Source organism: Streptomyces dioscori, assembly GCF_003024195.1.
GTDB classification, from domain to species: domain Bacteria; phylum Actinomycetota; class Actinomycetes; order Streptomycetales; family Streptomycetaceae; genus Streptomyces; species Streptomyces dioscori.
Genome location: NZ_KZ679054.1, coordinates 177,988 through 194,505 on the forward strand (window position 1 = coordinate 177,988; position 16,518 = coordinate 194,505).

The following is a 16,518-nucleotide window of genomic DNA, read 5'->3' on the forward strand; positions in this document are numbered from 1 at the left end:
CGTGTGGGTGGAGCACACGTTACGGGGAGGCGCCGCCCGTGGGCAGTGTCTAAAGAGTTCGCAATGTCCGATTAAGGGTGGGGTCGGAGTAATTCATTCCGGCTTAGCTTCCTTCAGGGGGGCACGGACGGGGTGGGTCCGGGTCCAGGGATGTGTGGGACACGTGGGGGGACCCGTGGCCAAAAGCTCTGCCAGCGTGCCGTTGTATCTGGACCGGGAAGTACCCGGCCTGATCGTGAAGTTCGGCGACTACCCGCTCCATCACGGCGGAGTGGGCGCGATCCGCAGCCTGGGACGGCTGGGGGTCCCGATGTACGCGATCACCGAGGACAGATACACGCCCGCCGCGGTCTCGCGCCATCTGCGGCGCGCGTTCGTCTGGCCGACCACGGGGACGGAGCGGACGGAGCGGCTCGTCGAGGGGCTGCTGGGTGTCGGGCGCCGGATCGGCCGCCCCGCGGTCCTCGTCCCGACCGACGAGGAGGCCGCGGTCCTGATCGCCGAGCACCAGGCCGAGCTCACGGGAAACTTCCTGTTCCCCAGGGTGGCGGCCGGGCTGCCCCGGCGCCTGGCCAGCAAACAGGGACTGCACGAACTCTGCGTCGAGCACGGCGTACCCAGCCCGGCGGCGGCGTTCCCGGAGTCGTACGGGGAGATCGAGGACTTCGCGGCGAAGGCGAGGTTCCCGATCGTGGCCAAGAACCGTGAGGCGTTCGTGCGCCGCGCGCGGCCCGCCGTGCACGGGACGACCCGCATCACCACCCAGGAGGGCCTGTTACGGCTCGCCCGCGACTGGGGCGAGCGGCCCGGCGTGATCCTGCAGGAGTATCTGCCCCGGGAGGACGCCGAGGACTGGATCGTGCACGCCTACTTCGACGCGGACTCGGCGCCGCTCGCGATGTTCACCGGCGTCAAGGTCCGCTCCTGGCCCCCGCACGCGGGCATGACGGCGAACGCGTACGTCGTCGACAACCCGGAACTGGCCGACCTGGCCGCGCGGTTCATCAAACAGATCGGCTTCAGCGGCGTCATCGACCTCGACCTGCGCTTCGACCGCCGCGACGGCCGGTACAAACTGCTCGACTTCAATCCGCGGATGGGCGCCCAGTTCCGGCTCTTCGAGAACGAGTCGGGGATCGACGTCATCCGCGCCATGCATTTGGATCTGACCGGCCGGGCCGTCCCGGAGGGGGAACAGCTCGCCGGCCGCCGCTACATCGTGGAGAACATCGACCTGCCCGCCCTGCTCGCGTACCGCCGCAGCGGCTATACGACTCCGCACGCTCCCGACCGCCCGAGCGGTACGGAGCTGGCGTGGCTGGCGGCGGACGACCTGCGGCCGTTCTTCACGATGCTGGCGCGCTTCGTACGGCCCGGCGCGAAGCATCTGTACCAGCTGTGGAGGGACGGTCGCGGCGCCCGCGTGGCCCCGGGCCACCGATGACCGCGGCCGGTCCGTGACGGCCCGGCGGAGCGGGGGAGCGGGGGAGACGTAGGCCCGCAGCCGTGGAGGGCGGGTGCGGGGTGACCACGGAAGCACGGAAGCACGGAAGCACGGAATGGCGAAGTGGCGTTCTGGGGAGGGGACTTCGTGATGGAGCCGGTGGCAGTGATCGGTGCCGGGCCTTTCGGCCTGTCCACCGCCGCGCATCTGAGGGCGCGCGGCATTCCGGTACGGGTGTTCGGTGAACCCATGGTGAGCTGGCGGGCGAACATGCCCGAGGGGATGCTCCTCAAGTCGACCCCGGCCGCATCGAACATCGACGCCCCGCAGCCGGGGCACGACCTCGTCGACTACTGCGACGCGGCGGGCATTCCGCGCCTGGTCACGGACGAGGACATCGTCCCGGTCGAGACGTTCGTCGCGTACGGGGAGTGGTTCCGGCAGCGGCTCGTGCCGGAACTGGAACGGGTGCGCGTCGTCTCGGTCGACCGCCGGGCCGACCTGCGGGGCTTCGAACTCAAGCTGGACTCGGGGGAGGTGTTCACCACGCGGGCGGTCGTCGTGGCCACCGGTCTGTCCGGGCTCGCGCATCTGCCCCGCGAACTGGCCGTGGCCGCGCCCGACGGGCCGGCGCCCACCGGTCCGGTCTCGCACAGCTCGCAACTGCACGACCTGTCACGGTTCTCCGGCCGGGAACTGATCGTCGTCGGCGCGGGCCAGTCCGCCCTGGAGACGGCGGCGCTCGCCGCCGAGACAGGCGCACAGGTGCGCGTGGTGGCGCGCGGAAAGAGGTCTGTCGACTTCGGCGCGCCCCCGTGGCAGCAGCCGCTGCTGCGCCCCGAGTCGCCCTTCGGCCGGGCCTGGTCGCTGTGGGCGCTCACCTACTACCCGCACCCCTACCGTCATCTGCCCCCGGCGGTCAGGCACTTCCTGGTCCGCCGTGTCCTCGGCCCTCTCGGCGCCTGGTGGCTGCGCGACCGGTTCGAGGGAAAGGTGCAGGTGAGCGAGGTGGCGCGGATCCTCCGCGCCTCCGGGGAGACCGCCGGGCGGCCTGCCCTCACCGTCCGGACCCTCGGCGGCCGCATCGAGGAACTGTCCGCGGACCACATCGTCGCCGCCACCGGCTACCGCGTCGACCTCGCCGCGATGGACTTCCTCGGCCATGAGCTGCGGACACGGCTGGCCGTCAGCCGCGGGACACCGAGGCTGGGCGCCGGATTCAGCTCCTCCGTGCCCGGTCTGTACTTCACGGGGCTGCCGGCCGCGGCCTCGTACGGACCGGTGATGCGGTTCGTGTGCGGGACGGAGTTCGCCTCGCCGCGGCTGGTCCGGCATCTGGCGGCACGGTACCGCTGAACCCGGGGCGCGGGCGCGCTCGATGGGAGCGCGCGCGGGCGCACGCGGGCGGTCTGGAGGGGGCGTGAATCAGGTCGGCACGGTGGCCGATATGTCATGGGATCGGCCTGAACTCCAGGGGTCTGCTGGGGCCCGCGACGACGCGTGGGGTGGTCGAGGTGCCGGACGACGTCCGGTTCCCGTCGAGTCGCTGGGGGATTCGATCCGTATTCTCTGATCATGGCCCCACCGATTGCATATTCACTCATCGCCACTGACCTGGACGGGACGCTGCTGCGCGGCGACGACACCCTCTCGGACCGGTCGCGCGCGGCGCTGGCGATGGCGGTCGGGGCAGGCGCCCGGCACCTCGTGGTGACGGGGCGCCCCGCGCCGCGCGTACGGCCGCTGCTGGACGAACTCGGCAGCCAGGGGCTCGCGGTGTGCGGACAGGGCGCGCAGTTGTACGACGCCGGCGCGGACCGCATGGTGTGGTCCGTCACGCTCGAACGTGAGCTGGCCGAGGTGGCTCTCGGCAAGATCGAGGCGGAGGTCGGCGAGGTGTACGCGGCCGTCGACCAGGACGGAGTCGACGGACTCACGCTCATCGAGCCGGGTTACGAGATGCCCCACCCGACGCTGCCGGCGGTACGGGTGCTGCGGCGCGACGATCTGTGGACCCAGCCCATCAGCAAGGTGCTGCTGCGGCATCCCCTGCTCTCCGACGACGAGTTGGCGTCGGCCGCGCGTGGAGCGGTCGGTTCTCTCGCCACCGTGACGATGTCCGGGCCCGGTACCGTCGAACTCCAGCCATGCGGCATCACGAAGGCCACGGGCCTCGCCCTCGCCGCCGGCCGGCTGGGCCTGACGTCGGCGCAGACCATCGCCTTCGGGGACATGCCGAACGACATCCCGATGTTCGACTGGGCCGCGCGCGGGGTCGCGATGGCCAACGCGCATCCCGAACTCAAGTCCGTCGCCGACGAGATCACCCTCTCGAACGAGGACGACGGCATCGCGGTGGTCCTGGAGCGCATGTTCTCCGGCGACCGGACCGGCCGGACGGGCCCCCGTGTCGGCCGGCAGGCCGGTCCGGGGACCCGGGCGAGCGTCGGTCAGTAGGCGCCGAAGACGTTGTCGATCGAGCCGTAGCGCGCGGCGGCGTAGTTGCACGCCGCCGTGATGTTGGCGACCGGGTCGAAGGGGTCCAGCGACGTCCCGGTCACGTGGTACGCCGAGAAGGTCGGGTCGATGACCTGCAGAAGCCCCTTCGAGGGCGTACCGGCGACCGCGTTGGAGTCCCAGTTGTTCATGGCCTGCGGGTTGCCCGACGACTCGCGGATGATGTTGCGGTGGATGCCGTCGTAGGTGCCCGGGATGCCCTGCTGGGCCATGACGTCCAGGGACTGCCTGATCCAGCCGTCGAGGTCGTCCGTGTAGGTCTTCGCCGAGGCCGGGGTGACGGCCGACGCCGTGGACGCCTTGGACGCGGTGGCCGTCTTCGCCGAGGTCCCGCCGTTCTTGGTGCCCACGGTCAGCTTGAGGCCCGGCCGGATGACCCCCGGGTCGTCTCCGATGACCGCGCGGTTGGCCTTGTAGAGCTTCTTCCAGTCGCCCGAGGTGTGCGCCTTGGCGATCTTGGACAGGGTGTCGCCCTGGACCACCTTGTAGGTGACCAGCGAGACCTGCGGGACCGCGTCCGGGGTGGCGGCCTGGGCGCCGGTGGCTCCCACGAGGGGGAGCGCGAGTGCGGCTCCGCCCGTGCCGGCGGCGACGATGCCACGGGTGAGGGTGCTGTTCCTGGGACGGCGGTGCTTGCCTCGTGCGGGCATGGCGAATGTCCTCTCCGGCGCCTGCGAGGTGAGCTGTCGGGTTCGGGCGGGAGATGCCCGGCCGCGTGGGGTGCGCGACTTGACCCCTAGCCGTTCCGAATGACGGACCGGCGGCTTACCTGGGTCCCCCGCTCCTGCCGTACGCGAGTGAATGGGTGACTGGGGATTCCGGGCGGCGGCAGGATTAGGCGATCCGTCCGGAGTGACGTGAACGTATGCGAGAGCACATGCCGTGAACAAGCCCCGAATTCGCGCAGCGACGGCTATGAACTGCCATGTCGGGCGAATATCTCTTGATCAAAACGGAAGGCGAAGTTCAACTTGCTTTCCGCAAAGGGAAATCGACAGGACCGGCGAAATGATCACCGCGCGCGGGCGTGACTCAATTCACTGGCGCGGGCGGCCAATGTCCATAAAAAAGGTGATACGCAATATTCTGCGGCTGCCGGATACCAGCCGCCGTGGGCGGTTCCAGTGGTGCGTGAACCCGCCCCGGCTCATCCAGCCGTACGCGGAATCCTTTTCTCCCAGGTGCGGTGGAACGCCACTTCGTCGCCGTCCTTGCAGATCACTTCGTTCGAGGTGATGAAGTCCGTCTCGTCGCAGGTGATTTCGGAGTGCGTCTCGACACTCGCGTCCCACGGCATTTCCGGCCGGTGCAGTCGGACGGACCAGTCGGACCGGGTACGTGCGGACAACGGGTCGGACTCATTGATCGTGTACGTCTCCAGCGCGTCCTCGGTGAATTCGAGACCGTCCGGATAGACGCGGGTGCCGCCGTACCGCGGATCCACTTCCAGGCGCCATTCGCCCTTGGCGACATCGCGGACCACGAGGCGTTCGGGGCGCGGCTCGTCCAGCGTGGCGGGGAAGTTGACGCCCAGTGGAGCCGACTGCTCCGGTTCCTCGAAGGCGATGGAGGGGTCCGACTCCTGGGCGCGGAGCGGGAGTTCCAGCACGCTGCCCGACGGAGTGAGGGTGAAGCCCGCCTCCGAGCCCGGCTGGGGCCAGATCCACGGCCAGTACGCGGAGGAGACGGCGAGCCGGATGCGGTGGCCCGGCGGGAAGGCGTGGCCGATGCCGTTCAGTTCGAAGAGCACCTCCTCCGTAGAGCCCGGTTCCCAGGGAACCACCTGGTCACGACCATGACGGGCTGTCAGGTTCAGGACGCCTCGGGTGACGAGGGTCGAGGCGCCGTCGGGGGCCACGTCGCACAGACGGGCCACTACTTGTCCACGTTCCGCCGCGGAGGTGAGCCTCAGGCGCACGCGCGGGCGGCCCAGTACCCAGATCTCCTCCGGGACCTCGAACTCGAAGCACACCGACCGCGCGTCCTCCTCCCGCTGGTCCGGCGGCAGGTCGGCCTCGTTGCCGAACGGGAAGAAGCGGCCCGCGTCCAGCCCGGTGTGCTGGGGGGAGCGCACCACCACTGGGGCGCCCTGGAGCGCGTACGGGACGTGGGCGACCAGGGGGGAGGGCCAGGCGTGGTCGCCGACCCAGCGGCCGGGCAGCACCGGGTACACCGTCGCGGGCGGGTGCGAGTCGCTGACGTACGAGCGCAGCAGCGGCTCGGACATCACCCCGGAGCCGGAGCCGGAGCTGGAGCCAGAGCCGGTGCTGGAGCCAGAGCCGGTGCTGCTGCCGGTGCCGGTGCCGGTGCCGGTGCCCGTCTCGGCGTCGGCGTCGGTGTCGGTGTCCTTCAGCCAGTGGTCCCACCAGCGCAGCGTCTCCTGGAGGAAGCCGATGGCGGGGCCCGGCGGCAGCCCCCGGTCCGGGTACTGGTGCGACCAGGGCCCGATCAGGCCCCGTACGCGGTCCGGCGGGAGGTGTTCCACGAGGCGCAGCACGGTGTCCCGGTACGGGTCGTGCCAGCCGCCGACCGCGAGCACGGCCGCGCGGATCGCCGAGTAGTCCTCGCAGACGCTGCCGCGCCGCCACTGCTCGTCCCTCGTCTGGTGGGAGAGCCAGGTGTGCAGGAACGGATCGACCGACTCCAGCCGTTCCACCCACAGGTCCCGCCAGGACGCGCCCACGTACGCGGGGTCGGGCGGGCGCGACACGAACGCGAGCATGGTCGCCGCCCACGCGTGCATGTCGACGGCGAGTACGGAACCACCCATGTAGTGCACGTCGTTGTCGTAGCGGTCGTCCGAGGAGCAGACGGTGACGACCGCCTTGAGGGGCTCGGGCGCGAGGGCCGCGATCTGGAGGGAGTTGAAGCCGCCCCAGGAGATGCCGAACATACCGACCTTGCCGGAGCACCAGGGTTGCGCGGCGAGCCAGTCGACGACCTCGACCCCGTCGGCCAGTTCCGTCGCGGAGTACTCGTCGCCCGGCAGGCCCTCGGAGTTGCCGTGCCCGCGGACGTCCACGCGCACGGAGGCGTAGCCGTGGCCCGCGTACCAGGGGTGGCGCTGCCGGTCGCGCGGGGCGGTCCAGTCGGTCAGCCGGTAGGGGAGGTATTCGAGCAGGGCCGGTACGGGTTCGCCGCCGAGCGGACGCCACACGCGCGCGTAGAGCTTGGTTCCGTCCCTGAGGGGAATGCGGATGTCCTCGTGAAACGTCTCGCAGGGGAAGGACGTACGGATGCGCATGGGTGTCACCTCAGTGGACGGGGTGCATCGTGCGGCGCAGCCAGGGCGCCGCGGCGATCACGAGCAGACCGGCGGCCACGGCGATCGCGCCGTTGACACCGAAGTAGGCGGGCTTGGAGACGTCGTCGTAGAGCTTCACGGTCTGGGCCTGGATGCCGTTGGCGAGGGCCAGCGAGAGGAACCAGAGGGACATGGTCTGGCTGGCGAAGGCCTTCGGGGCGAGCTTCGTGGTGGCCGACATGCCGGAGGTCTCCAGGAGGATGTCGCCGAGCCCCAGCAGGAAGTACGAGCCGACGATCCACCAGACGGACATCAGGTAGTCGTCGCCGTCGTGGCCGGAGGTCGGCAGCACCATCAGCAGGAACGACAGCCCGCCGAGCACCACTCCGAACGCGATCTTGTTGGAGGCGTGCGGCTGGCGGTGCCCCATCCGCACCCACAGCGCGGCCACCACGGGGGCCAGCGCGACCTCGAAGGCGCCCAGGGCGGACGCGTACCAGCCGGCCGGGAACTCGAAGCCGAGGATCGTCGTCTCGGCGTTCGACGCGGCCAGCAGGATCATCGTCGAGTACGCCTGGAAGAGGATGAAGTTGAAGACCGTGGACGCCAGGAAGAGGACGATGTACGGGCGCAGCCGGCCCCGTTCCCCGGCGGTCACCCTCGGACTCCTGAACATCACCGTGAAGTAGACGACCGGCGCGATCACCGAGATCAGGGTGAGCAGGTCCACGAAGCGGTCCATGGTGAGCACTCCGGAGAGGGCCAGTACGACCGCGAGGACGGCCGCGGCCAGGAGCCCCAGGACGATCAGCCGGACCGCGCGGCGCATGGCGCGGGGCGGCAGCGCGAACTCGGCCGCCTGTCTGCGTCCGGCCAGGTGACGGCGGCCCGCGACGTACTGGATGAGGCCGAGGGTCATGCCGACGGCCGCGGCGGAGAAGCCCCAGTGCCAGCCCCGGTGGTCGCCCAGCCAGCCGGTGATCAGCGGGCCCGCGAAGGCGCCCGTGTTGATGGCCATGTAGTAGAGCGCGAAACCGGCGTCGCGGCGGTCGTCGTCGGTGCGGTAGAGCTTGCCGACCATGGTGGCGACGTTCGGCTTGAGCAGGCCCGTGCCCGCGCTGATCAGACCGAGGCCGGCCCAGGTGGCCGCCGCGGTGGGCACCGCCATCGCGTAGTGGCCGCAGGCGATCAGGATCCCGCCCCACAGGACCGCCCGGTACGAGCCGAGGACCCGGTCGGCGAGCCAGCCGCCGGCCACCGAGACCAGGTAGACCAGCGTCCCGTACGCGGCCGACACGGAGGCGGCCGTTCCGGCGGACATGCCCATGCCTCCGTGGGCGACCGTGTCCGCGAAGTACAGGACGAGGATCGCCTGCATCCCCAGGAACGAGAAGCGCTCCCACACCTCAAGTCCGGAGAGGGTGAGCAGGCCCCTGGGCTGGCCGAGGAAGGCGTGGTCGTCGGCGGCGTCCGGAGGCTCGTCCCCGGGCTCCGGATCAGGTGCGGAACCGGTGTCGATCGCACTGTGGGACAAGATCCACCACTTCCCGCACCACTTCCTGAAAAGCCATCCTCTTCCAGGAGGTATCCGTCAGTTGTCAGTCATATCGGCAGATCACGAACATACCTCCCGTGGTCCGATACCGCCCGGCCTGACCGAAGGGGCAAAAGGGATCAGCCGGCGGGTGTCCGGCAGGGTGGTGGCGGGTGACGGGCGGGCGCTCATCGTGATCGAAAGACGACCGGATACGCTGACTTGAGTGCCAGCAGCGACACATCGACAAACACCCACAGCACAGAGCACACCCAGAGCATCCAGAGACCGCCGTTGAGAGCGTCAGCAGACAGGAGACCCTCGTGACCGTCGTCGGGCCGTTCGGGCTGAGCGTGCGGGACCAGGCTCTCGAAGCCGATGTCCAGGCCGGATTGGCGGCTGTCGAGGAGGGACTGCTCGAAGCGACCAAGAGCGAGGTCCCGTTCATCACGGAGGCGGCCCAGCACCTCGTGCGCGCGGGCGGCAAGCGGTTCCGGCCGCTGCTCGTGATGCTCGCCGCCCAGTTCGGTGATCCGTACGCGCCGGGGATCGTGCCGTCGGCGGTCGTCGTCGAGCTGACCCACCTCGCCACGCTGTACCACGACGACGTGATGGACGAGGCGGACGTGCGCCGCGGGGTGCCCAGCGCCAACAGCCGCTGGGACAACTCGGTCGCGGTCCTCACCGGCGACTTCCTCTTCGCGCGCGCCTCGCACATCCTGGCCGACCTCGGCCCCGAGGCCGTACGGGTCCAGGCGGAGGCGTTCGAGCGGCTGGTCACCGGCCAGATCCTGGAGACGGCGGGACCGCGCGACGGACGCGACCCGGTCGACCACTACATGGACGTGCTCGGCGGCAAGACCGGCTCCCTGATCGCCGTGGCGGGACGGTTCGGCGCGATGATGTCGGGCGCCGACGAGACGGTCGTCGACGTGCTGACGCAGTACGGGGAGCGGCTCGGCGTCGCCTTCCAGCTCGCCGACGACGTGCTGGACATCGCGAGCGACTCGCGCGAGTCCGGCAAGACGCCGGGCACCGATCTGCGCGAGGGCATTCCGACCATGCCGGTCCTGCGGCTGCGCGAGCGCGTCGAGCGGCTGGGGCTCGCCGAGGACATCGCCCTCGCCGACCTGCTCGCCTCCGATCTGAGCGACGACGCACGGCACGCGGAGGCGCTGGCCAGGCTGCGTGTCCATCCCGCGCTCGACCAGGCCCGCCGTGACACCGTGCGGTACGCGGAGGACGCCCGCGCCACGCTGGCACCGCTCCCGGAGTGCGACGCGAAGGCGGCTCTGGTGGAGCTGTGCGACGCGGTGGTGCACCGCGCGGGCTGACCTGCGCGTCTCTCCGTCGGCGGCGTGACCGCCGGGCGACACCCCTCAGCGTGTGGCGCAGGTCACATGCCTGGATTAAGTCCAGTATGAGATTCGTTCCGCAATCCGGTGCAGAGGCCGACGCAGGGGGCGTCGGCGGGATCACGGGAGAGAAAGAATCATGGGGACGATCGTCACGTTCGCACAGCGCCGCAGGAAGCTCGTCATGACCGGTGTCGCGGTGGCCGCCGCGGCCGGTGTCGCCGCCGCCGTGCTCCCCGCGGTGGCCGACACCGGCAGCACCGGCCGGGGTACGGGTTCGAGCACCGGCGCGGACCGCTCGCGGCACGCGGGTCACGGCGAAGGATCCATCGGGGTGCAGAGCGGCTCACTCGCGGCGGCAAGGGCGGCACCATCCTCGCCGCCAGCCTGAACGGCGCGAACGAGGTACCGGTCCAGGGCGGCCCCGCGGTCGGCGACAAGGACGGCGCGGCGCTCGAATTCGTGAAGGTCAAGGGCGACAAGGTGTCCGTCGCCGTCAAGTGGCGCGGCACCGGCAAGCCGGTCATGCTCCACATCCACCAGGGCGCCAAGGGCGTCAACGGCGGCGTCAAGGTCGACTTCACCAAGCTGCTCGACGACGCCCGGGGACGCACGGTCACCGGCACGGTCAAGGTGAAGGACGCGGCCCTGCTCGGGAAGCTGAAGGCCGACCCGGGCAGCTTCTACGCCAACCTGCACACCGCCGAGTTCCCGGGCGGGGCCGTCCGCGGCCAGCTCCACAAGGTGACCACGGACTTCGACTTCCGGCACGCGCTGAACAACTTCCAGGCCTCCGTGATCAAGGGCAAGCAGATCTACGAGTGCAAGAAGTCGGCCGACGGCACCAAGGCCTTCGCGCAGCGTGACGTGAGCGCCGTGCTGGGCGGGCCCATCGCCCACTCGTTCGTGAAGCCCGACTCGGGTACGCCGCAGTGGATCGCCGCCGACCGCAGCGCGGTGACCGGTGCGTTGATCTCCAAGACCCCGAACGGCGACAGGAACATCCCCGAACTGGACCTCAGGGCCACGCAGTCCGGCAAGCACCGGGGCCTGCTCGCGGGCACCGCGGAGATCCTGCGCCTGAACACCGTGGGCGGGGTGGCCCCGGCCGGTTCCTGCAAGGTGGGGACGATCGTGGGAGTGCCGTACGGGGCGGACTACGTCTTCGTGAACAACCGGTAGGCACAGGGCAGGCGAAGGGTTTCAGCGCGCTTCTGCGAGTGACATGGACGGCGTCTCCCCCGCACGACCCCTACGGGTCGGGGGCGGCGCCGTCCACCCGTGTCATACCCCAGGTGTACAAGGAGTTGGCTCCGAGGTCTGACGCTTACGGCCGACCGATTTGGTCAGATGGGACACACCACTTCACAGCAGTTCGGGTGACAATGGCGGCCAGGGTGGACGAGTGCGTGGACGGTTAGCCGCCGCCGACAACGGAGGTAGGGCACACATGGCACCGTACGGATCCGACGACAGCACGACCGAGGACGAGGCGGACGACAGGCGCGGCGGCCGGCAGAAAGCCGCGCGCTATGTCGTTCCCGTCGCGGTGGTGGGGGTGGCGGCGGCGACCATCGGGCTGGTCCCGGCGTTCGCGGGCTCCGGCGACCCCGACCTGCCGAAGGTCAGCGCCCAGCAGCTCATCGAGAAGATCGCCGCCTCGGACGTACAGCAGCTGTCCGGCACGGTGAAGATCAGCACGGACCTCGGCCTGCCGGACCTCGGCGGCCTGGAGAGCAGCCTCGGCGGTGCTGCCACGGGCGGCGGGCGCGGCGGCTCGGGCTCGTCCGCGGACCCGTCGTCCAAGCTGATGGAACTGGCGTCCGGTACGCACACCCTGCGGGTCGCGTCCGACGGGGAGGACAAGCAGAAGCTGTCGCTCCTCGACAAGGCCGCCGAGTACAGCGTGATCCACAACGGCGACGAGGTGTGGGCGTACGACAGCGCGTCGAACGAGGCGTACCACGTGAAGGACGCCGCCGCTTCCTCCGACTCCGCGGAGAAGGGGAAGAAGGGCAGGTCCGAGGACGTGCCGGCCACGCCCAAGGAGCTGGCCGAGGAGGCACTGAAGGCGTCGGACGACACGACGTCCGTGACCGTCGACGGTACGGCGCGGATCGCCGGGCGGGACGCCTACAAGCTGCTGATCAAGCCGAAGGAGTCCGGTTCCACGGTCGGCGCGATCTCCGTCGCCGTGGACGCGAAGACCGGCCTGCCGCTGAAGTTCACGCTCACCCCGGCGAGCGGCGGCGCGGCCGTCGTCGACGCGGGCTTCACCAAGGTCGACTTCTCCAGGCCGGCGGCGTCCACCTTCGACTTCACCCCGCCGAAGGGCGCGAAGGTCACCGAGGGCGACGAGTCGAAGTCCGACGGCCCGGCGGGCAGGGGTGACGCGGACAGGGGGGAGAAGGCACGTCCCGGGAGCGGGAGCGGGAGCGGCAAGGACGGCGAGGAGCTGGGCAAGGAGTTCCAGGGCCTGAACGTCATCGGCGAGGGCTGGAGCTCCATCGCCCGGTTCGACACCGGCGGCGAGGGCCTGCCGTCGGAGAGCTCCGGCGGGGGCGACGCGGGCCGGTTCCTGGACTCGCTGGGCGACCAGGTGAGCGGCAAGTTCGGCTCGGGCACGGTCTTCTCGACCCGCCTGGTCAACGCGCTCATCACGGATGACGGCAAGGTCTACGCGGGCGCGGTCACCAAGGACGCGCTGGTGAAGGCGGCCAACGCGGCGAAGTAGGTCCTGTATCCGCCGGCCTCCGACGGCGGGGTGCCCCGAGCGCGGGGGTGCCCCGAGGGCGGAGGTTCCCCAAGGGGCGGGGGCTTCCCCGAAGGCAAGGCGAAGTGAGGGAGTCGATGGCGGAACTGTCCACCGCGGACGGGGACACGACGGGTGACGGCGGCACGGCGGGCGGCTCGGCGGGCGTCCCAGCGGGTACGGGCGACCCGGGCGACACCATGATCGCCACCCGCGCGCTGACCAAGCGCTACCGCGGTGGACAGCTCGCCGTCGACGGCCTCGACCTGGCCGTCCCGGCGGGCAGCGTCTTCGGCTTCCTCGGACCGAACGGCTCGGGGAAGACCACCACCATCAGAATGCTGATGGGCCTGATCGAGCCGACCTCCGGCACGGCCCGCGTCCTCGGCCGGCCCATGCCGCGCGCCACGCGCACCGTGCTGCCGCACGTGGGCGCGCTCATCGAGGGCCCCGCGCTCTACGGCTTCCTCTCCGGCCGCGACAACCTTCTGCGGTACGACTCCGCCGACCCGGCCGCCGACCCGCGCACCCGGCGTGCCCGCGTGGCGACGGCGCTCGACCGGGTCGGGCTGACGGCCGCCGCGGGCAAGAAGGCGAAGGCCTACTCGCTGGGGATGAAGCAGCGGCTCGGGCTCGCGGCGGCGCTGCTGCAGCCCCGGAAACTGCTCGTGCTGGACGAACCGACCAATGGACTCGACCCGCAGGGGATGCGGGAGATCCGCGCCCTCGTCCGTGAGCTGGCCTCGGACGGCACGACCGTGTTCCTCTCCTCGCATCTGCTCGACGAGATCGAGCAGGTCTGCACGCACGCCGCGGTGATGGCGCAGGGCCGGCTGATCACCCAGGGCCCGGTGGCCGAGCTGGCGGCGGGCGCGCGCAGCCGGCTCGTCGTGACCACCCCCGACCCGGGCGACGCGGCCCGGGTGCTGAAGGAACAGGGTCTGAGCGATGTCGTGGTCGCCGAGGACCGGGTGAGCGCCGACCCACCGGACCGCGACCTCGCCGAGGTGAACGCGGCCCTGGTCACGGCGGGCGTCCGCGTCCGCGGCTTCGGGATCGAGCGGGCCTCGCTGGAGGACGCGTTCGTGGCGCTCACGGGGGAGGGCTTCGATGTCGCGGGCTGAGACCGCCGAGCCGTCGGCGGCGCGGAAGAGCACGGGAGGAGCCGCCGCGGGCCGGTCGCCGAGCCCCCTGTGGACCCTCGGCCTGCTGGGCAACGAACTGGGCACCACGCTCCGCCGCTGGCGGACCATCGCACTGCTCGGGGTGCTCGCCGCGGTGCCGGTGCTGGTCGGCATCGCGGTCAGGATCGAGACGAGCGACGGGTCGTCCGCCGGAGGCGGCGGGGGAGAGGGACCCGCGTTCATCGCGCAGATCACCAATAACGGACTGTTCCTGGTGTTCACCGCGCTCGCCGCCACCCTGCCGTTCTTCCTGCCGATGGCGGTCGGCGTCATCGCGGGCGACGCGATCGCGGGCGAGGCCAACGCGGGGACGCTGCGCTATCTGCTGGTGGCACCGGCGGGGCGTACGCGCCTGCTGATCACCAAGTACGCGACCACGCTGGCCTTCTGCGTCATCGCCACCCTCGTCGTGGCGACCTCGGCACTCATCGTCGGCGCGCTCCTGTTCCCGCTGGGCGAGCTGACGACGATCTCCGGCACCCGCATCAGTTTCGGTGAGGGGCTGGGCCGGGCCCTGCTGATCGCGCTGACCGTGGCCGCGTCACTGATCGGGATCGCGGCGCTGGGGCTGTTCGTCTCGACCCTCACGAACAGCGGGATCGCGGCGATGGCGACGACGGTCGGTCTTCTGATCACCGTGCAGATCCTCGACCAGATCCCCCAGCTGCACGCGATCCAGCCGTACATCTTCTCGCACTACTGGCTGTCCTTCGCCGACCTCATGCGCGATCCCGTCTACTGGGACGACCTGATCCGCAACCTGGAACTCCAGGCGTTGTACGCGGCGGTGTTCGGCGCGGCGGCCTGGGCGCGGTTCACGGCGAAGGACATCACGGCGTAGCGAGCGACGGGACCTCGTAGGGGAAGCGGGCGAGCGGCGGTTCCTGGGCGAAGAACGTCTTGGCGGCGGCCAGGGCGGCGGAGTCGTTCAGTACGTCCCCGGGCTTGCTGCCGTTGCCGAGGAGGACTCCGCCGAAGCGCATCCCCAGGTAGGCGGCCGAGTGGTTGAGGGTGCCGACGAGGGGTTCGGCGACCTCTTCCTCCTCGTGCGCGAGCGCGGTGACGCCCCACAGGGTGCGTCCGGCCATCGTCTTCTTGAACTCGATGCCGGGGGTGCGCAGCCAGCCCGACCAGTGGTCGAGGTAGCGCTTGGTGGACGCGGACACGGAGTACCAGTACAGCGGTGAGGCGATGACGAGGTCCGTCGCCGCGAGCGTCGCGTCGAGAAGCGTCGCCGTGTGGTCGCCGGACGGCCGGACGTGGTCACTGTCGTGGCGCAGGTCCTCGAAGTCGGGCAGCGGGTGCTCGGCCAGGTCGATCCAGCGCCGGGTGACATCGGCGGGCAGCTGTTCCGCGGCCTTGCGGGCCAGCAGCTCCGTATTGCCGTTGGCGCGGCTGCTGCCCAGGAGGAAGAGGAAGTGGCGGGTCATGAGAGCTCCGTCATGTAGGGCGTCCGACGACTACACGCGTATGCAGTATATGCACACGCATGCAGTCGTGGACAGGCCCTCACTCCGGAGCGGACCGGGCCGGGTTACTCCGACAGCTCCCACACCGCGTACGCCAGCGCGTCGCTGTTGCGGTTCAGGGCGGTGTCGTTGATGTTCGTCGTCGTGTCGCACGAGGAGTGGTAGCAGCGGTCGAACGCCACGCCCGCCGTGCCGCCCCACTTGGTCACCTGGGCCGCGGTCTTGCGGGTGCTGGCGCCGGTGAACAGGCCGCCGACGGGGATGCCCGCGCTCTTGAAGTACGCGTGGTCCGAGCGGCCGTCGCCCTCGGTCTCGATCTCGGTCGCGACGCCGAGACCGGTGAAGTAGTCCTTGAAGGTCTTCTCGATGGCCGGGTCGTCGTCGTAGACGAAGTAGCCGGGGTTCGGCGACCCGATCATGTCGAAGTTCAGATAGCCGCTGATCTTCGCGCGGTTGGCGGTGGTCAGGCTGTTGACGTAGTAGCGCGAGCCGACCATGCCCAGCTCCTCCGCGCCCCACCAGGCGAACCGCAGATGCTTGGTGGGCTGGTACTGCGCCCGGGACACGGCGAGCGCTGCCTCCAGGACGGCCGCGGAACCGGAGCCGTTGTCGTTGATGCCGGCCCCCGCGGAGACGCTGTCGAGGTGGGAGCCCGACATGACGACCTGGTTGGTGTCGCCGCCGGGCCAGTCGGCGATCAGGTTGTAGCCGGTGCTGCCGGAGGAGGTGAACTGCTGGATGGTGGTGGTGAATCCGGCCGCGTCCAGCTTGGCCTTCACGTAGTCGAGGGAGGCCTTGTAGCCGGCGCGGCCGTGGGCGCGGTTGCCGCCGTTGGCGGTGGCGATGGACTGCAGCTGGGTGAGATGGGCCTTGACGTTGGCCAGGGGTATGTCCGGTGCGGCGGCCACGCGCGCGGGCGCGGCGTCGGCTATCGCGCTCGTCGTGAGCAACGCGGCGATCGCCATGGCGGCGGCACCCGTGGCGCGTCCGGGAACGGAGAGCTTCATGTGGGGGGCTCC

General features: G+C 70.5%; 15 protein-coding genes and 1 riboswitch. Of the genes, 10 read left to right on the plus strand and 5 right to left on the minus strand.

Features of this window, described 5'->3' with window-relative positions; all coding sequences use genetic code 11:
* The first annotated feature begins 175 nt into the window (after nucleotides 1-175).
* The 3 genes from C6Y14_RS35235 to C6Y14_RS35245 all read left to right on the plus strand — a co-directional run bounded on the left by C6Y14_RS35235 (nucleotide 176) and on the right by C6Y14_RS35245 (nucleotide 3,901).
* A complete protein-coding gene (locus C6Y14_RS35235) occupies nucleotides 176-1,444 on the plus strand; it encodes a carboxylate--amine ligase (protein WP_107020938.1) in 1,269 nt (422 codons plus the stop codon).
* A 147-nt stretch (nucleotides 1,445-1,591) separates the two neighbouring features.
* Nucleotides 1,592-2,800, plus strand: coding sequence for an FAD-dependent oxidoreductase (locus C6Y14_RS35240; protein WP_107021021.1), 1,209 nt, complete (start codon nucleotides 1,592-1,594; stop codon nucleotides 2,798-2,800).
* A 219-nt stretch (nucleotides 2,801-3,019) separates the two neighbouring features.
* Nucleotides 3,020-3,901: an HAD family hydrolase gene (locus C6Y14_RS35245; RefSeq protein WP_107020939.1), complete on the plus strand. Its 882-nt coding sequence runs from the start codon at nucleotides 3,020-3,022 to the stop codon at nucleotides 3,899-3,901.
* Here the strand turns inward: C6Y14_RS35245 and C6Y14_RS35250 are convergent.
* From C6Y14_RS35250 to C6Y14_RS35260, 3 genes are all read right to left on the minus strand, one after another.
* On the minus strand, nucleotides 3,895-4,611 hold the full coding sequence (locus C6Y14_RS35250) for a transglycosylase SLT domain-containing protein (RefSeq protein WP_107020940.1): 717 nt from the start codon (nucleotides 4,609-4,611) through the stop codon (nucleotides 3,895-3,897). The genes C6Y14_RS35245 and C6Y14_RS35250 overlap by 7 nt on opposite strands.
* Before the next feature lie 3 nt (nucleotides 4,612-4,614).
* Nucleotides 4,615-4,779, minus strand: a riboswitch (cyclic di-AMP (ydaO/yuaA leader).
* A gap of 329 nt (nucleotides 4,780-5,108) precedes the next feature.
* On the minus strand, nucleotides 5,109-7,205 hold the full coding sequence (locus C6Y14_RS35255) for a CocE/NonD family hydrolase (protein ID WP_107020941.1): 2,097 nt from the start codon (nucleotides 7,203-7,205) through the stop codon (nucleotides 5,109-5,111).
* A gap of 10 nt (nucleotides 7,206-7,215) precedes the next feature.
* Nucleotides 7,216-8,724 carry a peptide MFS transporter gene (locus C6Y14_RS35260; RefSeq protein WP_107021022.1) on the minus strand — a complete coding sequence of 503 codons (1,509 nt, stop codon included), beginning with the start codon at nucleotides 8,722-8,724 and terminating at the stop codon, nucleotides 7,216-7,218.
* Here C6Y14_RS35260 and C6Y14_RS44325 point away from each other — a divergent pair.
* From C6Y14_RS44325 to C6Y14_RS35285, 7 genes are all read left to right on the plus strand, one after another.
* A complete protein-coding gene (locus tag C6Y14_RS44325; protein ID WP_159074381.1) occupies nucleotides 8,717-8,965 on the plus strand; it encodes a hypothetical protein in 249 nt (82 codons plus the stop codon). The genes C6Y14_RS35260 and C6Y14_RS44325 overlap by 8 nt on opposite strands.
* 97 nt (nucleotides 8,966-9,062) lie before the next feature.
* On the plus strand, nucleotides 9,063-10,073 hold the full coding sequence (locus C6Y14_RS35265; protein ID WP_107020942.1) for a polyprenyl synthetase family protein: 1,011 nt from the start codon (nucleotides 9,063-9,065) through the stop codon (nucleotides 10,071-10,073).
* Between the two features lie 160 nt (nucleotides 10,074-10,233).
* Nucleotides 10,234-10,485 carry a hypothetical protein gene (locus tag C6Y14_RS45345; protein ID WP_225891447.1) on the plus strand — a complete coding sequence of 84 codons (252 nt, stop codon included), beginning with the start codon at nucleotides 10,234-10,236 and terminating at the stop codon, nucleotides 10,483-10,485.
* Nucleotides 10,482-11,276, plus strand: a complete 795-nt coding sequence (locus C6Y14_RS35270; RefSeq protein WP_225891444.1) for a CHRD domain-containing protein — start codon at nucleotides 10,482-10,484, stop codon at nucleotides 11,274-11,276. The genes C6Y14_RS45345 and C6Y14_RS35270 overlap by 4 nt, the downstream gene beginning before the upstream one ends.
* 268 nt (nucleotides 11,277-11,544) lie before the next feature.
* The gene (locus C6Y14_RS35275; protein WP_107020943.1) at nucleotides 11,545-12,828 is read left to right on the plus strand and encodes a LolA family protein; all 1,284 of its coding nucleotides are present in this window, start codon (nucleotides 11,545-11,547) and stop codon (nucleotides 12,826-12,828) included.
* Nucleotides 12,829-13,046: 218 nt separating this feature from the next.
* On the plus strand, nucleotides 13,047-13,970 hold the full coding sequence (locus tag C6Y14_RS35280; protein ID WP_107021023.1) for an ABC transporter ATP-binding protein: 924 nt from the start codon (nucleotides 13,047-13,049) through the stop codon (nucleotides 13,968-13,970).
* Nucleotides 13,957-14,871, plus strand: a complete 915-nt coding sequence (locus C6Y14_RS35285; protein ID WP_107020944.1) for an ABC transporter permease — start codon at nucleotides 13,957-13,959, stop codon at nucleotides 14,869-14,871. Before C6Y14_RS35280 ends, C6Y14_RS35285 begins: the two co-directional genes overlap by 14 nt.
* Here C6Y14_RS35285 and C6Y14_RS35290 read toward each other — a convergent pair.
* Both C6Y14_RS35290 and C6Y14_RS35295 read right to left on the minus strand, forming a co-directional pair.
* Entirely contained in the window at nucleotides 14,861-15,460 is a 600-nt protein-coding gene (locus C6Y14_RS35290; RefSeq protein ID WP_107020945.1) for a flavodoxin family protein, read from the minus strand. The two genes, C6Y14_RS35285 and C6Y14_RS35290, sit on opposite strands and share 11 nt — an antisense overlap.
* Before the next feature lie 104 nt (nucleotides 15,461-15,564).
* Nucleotides 15,565-16,506: a M28 family metallopeptidase gene (locus tag C6Y14_RS35295; RefSeq protein ID WP_107020946.1), complete on the minus strand. Its 942-nt coding sequence runs from the start codon at nucleotides 16,504-16,506 to the stop codon at nucleotides 15,565-15,567.
* Between the last annotated feature and the right edge of the window lie 12 nt (nucleotides 16,507-16,518).

Bases quoted from the DNA above. Each gene is read 5' to 3' on its own strand.
- C6Y14_RS35245 (WP_107020939.1), top strand. From the start codon at position 3,020: ATGGCCCCACCGATTGCATATTCACTCATCGCCACTGACCTGGACGGG.
- C6Y14_RS35250 (WP_107020940.1), bottom strand. From the start codon at position 4,611: ATGCCCGCACGAGGCAAGCACCGCCGTCCCAGGAACAGCACCCTCACC.
- C6Y14_RS35255 (WP_107020941.1), bottom strand. From the start codon at position 7,205: ATGCGCATCCGTACGTCCTTCCCCTGCGAGACGTTTCACGAGGACATC.
- C6Y14_RS45345 (WP_225891447.1), top strand. From the start codon at position 10,234: ATGGGGACGATCGTCACGTTCGCACAGCGCCGCAGGAAGCTCGTCATG.
- C6Y14_RS35275 (WP_107020943.1), top strand. From the start codon at position 11,545: ATGGCACCGTACGGATCCGACGACAGCACGACCGAGGACGAGGCGGAC.
- C6Y14_RS35280 (WP_107021023.1), top strand. From the start codon at position 13,047: ATGATCGCCACCCGCGCGCTGACCAAGCGCTACCGCGGTGGACAGCTC.
- C6Y14_RS35285 (WP_107020944.1), top strand. From the start codon at position 13,957: ATGTCGCGGGCTGAGACCGCCGAGCCGTCGGCGGCGCGGAAGAGCACG.
- C6Y14_RS35290 (WP_107020945.1), bottom strand. From the start codon at position 15,460: ATGACCCGCCACTTCCTCTTCCTCCTGGGCAGCAGCCGCGCCAACGGC.
- C6Y14_RS35295 (WP_107020946.1), bottom strand. From the start codon at position 16,506: ATGAAGCTCTCCGTTCCCGGACGCGCCACGGGTGCCGCCGCCATGGCG.